This window comes from Parafrankia discariae, assembly GCF_000373365.1.
In the GTDB taxonomy this organism is placed as follows: domain Bacteria; phylum Actinomycetota; class Actinomycetes; order Frankiales; family Frankiaceae; genus Parafrankia; species Parafrankia discariae.
Window position 1 is genome coordinate 1 of the sequence record NZ_KB891144.1, and the last position, 4,480, is coordinate 4,480.

3 protein-coding genes are annotated in these 4,480 nt (G+C 68.4%); 1 reads left to right on the plus strand and 2 read right to left on the minus strand.

Annotation, left to right across the window (positions count from 1 at the left end; genetic code table 11):
- Positions 1 to 461: 461 nt before the first annotated feature.
- Positions 462 to 1,163, minus strand: a complete 702-nt coding sequence (locus tag B056_RS42500; RefSeq protein ID WP_230202877.1) for a hypothetical protein — start codon at positions 1,161 to 1,163, stop codon at positions 462 to 464.
- 296 nt (positions 1,164 to 1,459) lie between these two features.
- Positions 1,460 to 2,485, minus strand: a complete 1,026-nt coding sequence (locus B056_RS0107590) for a hypothetical protein (RefSeq protein WP_230202878.1) — start codon at positions 2,483 to 2,485, stop codon at positions 1,460 to 1,462.
- 1,034 nt (positions 2,486 to 3,519) lie between these two features.
- Between B056_RS0107590 and B056_RS0107595 the strand changes: the two genes are divergently transcribed.
- Positions 3,520 to 4,413: a DNA-processing protein DprA gene (locus tag B056_RS0107595; RefSeq protein WP_018501284.1), complete on the plus strand. Its 894-nt coding sequence runs from the start codon at positions 3,520 to 3,522 to the stop codon at positions 4,411 to 4,413.
- Positions 4,414 to 4,480: the final 67 nt, after the last annotated feature.

Consider the following 4,480-nt stretch of genomic DNA (forward strand, 5'->3'; position numbering starts at 1 on the left):
CGCGGCTGCCCACGCCGGGTCGGCGAGTTCACCCAGGCCGTCTTCGTCCTGGAACAGGAGGGAATCTAGAAAAACAAACTTTGAAAATGCTCATTGGTGGCCGCGTCGCCCACGCACAAAACGTTCCACGGCTCTCACCGACGAGTCACGCGGATTCCGACGCCGGCCGCCCACCTCACTGTCCTACCGTCTGATCACCATGAGAATGGACAGGCCAGCGGTGGTACGCGGCCCTGCGCTGGCCGGGAACCGGCGCAGCATCATCGTCGATGCCCGTGTTCGGTTCCTATTCCCAGCGGATCACGATGGTGCGGCGGACACCTGCGTCGAGCAGCGCCTGGGCGCGGTGTTGACCGTTGGTGTAGGTCGGTCCGCCGTCCCACACGATGCCGATGCTGGGCGTGACGAGGCTGGTAGCTGCCTGGACTCCCCAGGCGGACAGGCATTCGGCCTGTGCCTGGTCACGGACACGCGGCGATGTCGTCGCTGTCGACGCCCGCCCGCTCGGCGCGGCGGACCAGGCGGATCGTGGCGGCGGTGACAGTGTGCCAGTCACCGCCGTGGTACCAGCAGCAGTCACGGGCTCCGCGGCGGGGGACGATCTGACGGCCGAGCCGGCGCCACCACGGTGTTCCGGTGGGCATGCAGGCCGAAGCTCGGAATGGGTACGGGCGAGGAAGCCGAGCGACCCATGTGACGACGTAGCGTGGCTTTTCTTCCGGTAGCTCCGGTGGGGGCACGAAGCCACTTCCGCGGTCGAGGTCGAGGTCGACACCGACCAGAAGGATCAATTCCTGAGCGGAAATGTTTCGCCACTCCGGTGAGCCGAGCAGATAGGGTCCGACGATAGTGAAGTTGACCTCCTGAAATATGTTGTTGTCGTAAGCGGAAGGAATCTGACGCTCGATCCAGATCGGCGGCTCCACGAGAGTGGGGAAATACTGTTTCCACACCGCTGCGGCGTACCGCTCGGCTCCGTTGGTCAGCGACTGACCCTCACCGTGGACCTGAATAGCTACCGCGACAGGCCGCTGATTCGGTGCGGTGAACAATTGCAGTCGAAATGTTGCCGGCACACGATATGGTGACTCGACGCGGAACATGTGCTCGTCGGTGGTCCTGGTGCGGCCTGCCGGCGGAGCGCTCGCGCGATCGTCGTTCATTTCTGCATGATCCCGCGAAAGATCCGGATCGGACAAGCGTCCCCTTCCCGCCCCGGCCGCACGGGTCGTAGCGCGCTGCGGGCGGCTCCGTTCGAGAACGGCTCGTTACAGCCCCCACCCGGCGACGGTGACCCCTGGCGCGGCCGCCCGCCTCGCCGAACAGGGCGACAGCTAACGAGCCGGAAGCCGCTGCCTCAGCATCGTCATCCCGCCCGCCGGCCTGGACGACGACGCGCCGGATCCGTGGTCGCCGCACAGGCGTTCGGTGCTCAGCGGGCGGGATGCAGGGGTGGTGCTCATCGGTCCAGGATGTGGACGGTGTCGCCGGTGCGCAGAGGTTTGTCGTCGGGTCCTTTGAGATGTGGGTTGATCCAGAGGGGGCGGTGGACGCCTCTCGTCGGGTACCACTGCTGCCGCCAGTGGCCTCGGACCATCCAGCGGCAGGTGTAGGCGCGGGCGGCGCCCTCACCATCGGGAGCTCCCTGGTCCCGGGTCGCGCGCCGCAGGTGGAGCAGGCGAACGGGGCCGGAGGGAAGGCCGTCGCGGCGGGCGCGGCGGGCAGCGGCCCGGTCCTGCGGGAGATCCTCGACCTCGAGGATCTTCGGTTGGGCCATCAGCAGCCAGGTGGCACGCAGCGTCTGAATCCAGGGTGCGATGGCGTCTTCGGCGCCGATGTGGCTGTCGCCGGGTGTGAAGGAGGCTTCCAGGTCTCCGCCGTAGCCGAGAACGGTTTCGTTGTCCCAGGTCAGGGGGCCAGTTCCGGCGCGGAGTCGGACACGTTCATGCTCGCGCATGGGACGGCCGGTGCGCTGGAGCGCCATGCGTTCGATCGCGGGGAAGTCGGTCGGCGCGTAGTGGGTCACCCAGACGCCGCCGCGGGGGAGGTGGGCGGCGGTGAACGGGCCCCAGGACGCGGCGACGATCGGGATGCGTTCGGGCGGGTCCGCGTCGGAGGCGACGTAGGAGCCGATGGGTTCGGCGAAGACGACGAAGCCCGTAGGGCTGGGAACGTCCTCGGGTTCGAGGTGGAAGTCAGGAAGCGATTCACCGGCCGCGACGGCGAGTTCGGTCATGTCGGCAGCCACGTAGTACAGCGTGGCGTCGGCAAGGCGCTGGTGTTCGTTGCGGCAGAGAATCTGGGCGGCCTGCACGGCGGTGCGACCGGCGGGGAACAGCGCGCCCTTGCCCATCGCCACCGTCCGAGCTGAGTGGTCGATGGCGTGCTGGCTGCTCATGTACCGGGCCATCGCCGCCCGCAGGCCCGGTAGGCCGCGGGGCTCCGGCGGCGTCCACGAGGTTACATACAGGCCGTCATCGGGCATTCCGGAGACCATAGAGAAACTATAATCCGACCCATTCATCAATTCTGACGTGGGATGTCCGGGCATGCGACGCCCGGTCCTGGAGCGGCCGAGTTCTGCGCTGACAACGCGGTTCGCGGCATACTCTCCTGCCGGAGGCGATCGTGGTGAGTTCGAGGCGTGTGGATCGGCAGCTCTGGGTCGTCGCTGGCCGGTACCGTCGGCGGCGCCGAATCGTCGTCGTCGGCGTTCCGGGTTCACTGCTGCTGTCGGTGCTGGCGCTGATCGTGCAAGCGTTCCGGGCGGCGGGTGATGCACGGCAGGTGTGGCTCGACGCTGCGGTCGTCTGCGCGCTCGCGGCGGGCGGGGTCACGTGGGCGACGCAGACTGAGAGGGGCGGTGGTTCCTGGACCGGATGCCCATTGCCTCGCCGGCGAGCCGGCTCGCGCACCATGTCCTGCAACTGCACTCGATCATGCACGATCGAGGCGTCGACGGGTGGTACCGCATCCAGGAGATCATGCGGACCGCAGCTGCCATCGACCAGGCCGCACGCCGGCTGCATCCGGCCGAGAGCACCATTCCCGAGATCGCGGGCAGCGATCTGGCCGAAGGCGCTAGGCACGCCGCCCGCCAGCTCGACATCTGGCTCCTCGTAGACGAGCCACTCAGCGGGTATATCCAGGAAGGACGCGTTCGCCGCCAGCGTCCGTCACGTGGCCGGGCTCCTCACCGCCGAAGCCCTTTTCCACACCGCGGGCCGACCTCGCGGCCCACCGCCTGCCGCCCGCGGTCGCCGACCCGCTGCTCGCCGCATGGGCCGGCCGGCTGGCGGGTCCGGCGCTGTCCTGTCCTGCGACGGCGCCTGGCCAGACGGGCTAGCGCCACGACCAGGTATGCCGAGGGTGCGATAGGCTCTGCCGTCGAACGTGAGTTCGAATGATGCGATGTGTGGTCCCAGGAGCCTACGGAGAAGGCATGCGCTGTCCGGAGTTGTGTAGGGCTGTGGTCCCCCTGGTCAGACGTCGATGAACGGGGAGCTAAGGTCACCAGCCATGGATCGGCTGACGGAGCACGCGGCGCTGCTGACGCTGCTGCGTGGCCGGCGCCGCCAGTGGGGGCATGTCGCTGACGAGGTCGAAGAGGCCGGCAGTGCCCTGCGTGTCCTCGAAGCCGATACGGACGGGCACCAGGGCGACCTGTTCGAAGGCTTCTCCGATGGAATCGGTGCCGCTCTGGACGCGGCCCGTGAGACCCTGCTCGGGTGGGACGCGCAAGGTATCCGAATAGTCACCCTGCTTGATGCGGACTATCCCGCGCAGCTGCTCACCGTCCACCAGCGCCCCCCGTTCCTGTTCTTCCGGGGCACGATGAGTCCGGACGACGCCGCCGGGGTGGCCGTGGTCGGTACCCGCTCGGCCTCAGCCGAAGGACTCTGCCGCGCCGACGAGATCGCCGCGGGCCTCGCGCGCCGGGGTCGCGTCGTCGTCAGCGGTCTCGCCGCCGGCATCGACACCGTCGCGCACCGGGCCGCCCTGCGTGAAGGCGGGCGCACCGTCGCCGTCATCGGAACCGGGCTGCTCAAGTCCTACCCCCGGGAAAACGCGGGGCTGCAGGAGAAACTGGCCCGCGAACAGCTGGTGCTCTCCCAGTTCTGGCCGGATTCCCCGCCGACCAGAACAAGCTTCCTGATGCGCAACGGTGTGATGAGCGGCTACGCCGCGGCGACGGTCGTGGTGGAAGCCCCGGAGAAAAGCGGCGCCCGAACCCAGGCCCGGCTCGCGCTCGAACACGGCCGGCCTCTCTTCCTCCTTGACACCGTCCTGGTGCATGAGTGGGCACAGGAATACGCCCAGCGCCCCGGGGTCACCGTCGTGAGCGGCGCCGAGCAGGTCCTCAGCCTGCTCGACGACCTGACCGTGCCACCCGACGAAATCGTCTGGTCGTGACCTCGCCGCGCCGTGCCCGCACCATCGTCGAGGTCTCCGCCCCGTACGCCAACTATCTCGTCCCCGT

Excerpts from the sequence above, each read along its gene's own strand:
- B056_RS0107590 (WP_230202878.1), bottom strand. The coding sequence starts at position 2,485 with ATGCCCGATGACGGCCTGTATGTAACCTCGTGGACGCCGCCGGAGCCC.
- B056_RS42500 (WP_230202877.1), bottom strand. The coding sequence starts at position 1,163 with ATGAACGACGATCGCGCGAGCGCTCCGCCGGCAGGCCGCACCAGGACC.
- B056_RS0107595 (WP_018501284.1), top strand. The coding sequence starts at position 3,520 with ATGGATCGGCTGACGGAGCACGCGGCGCTGCTGACGCTGCTGCGTGGC.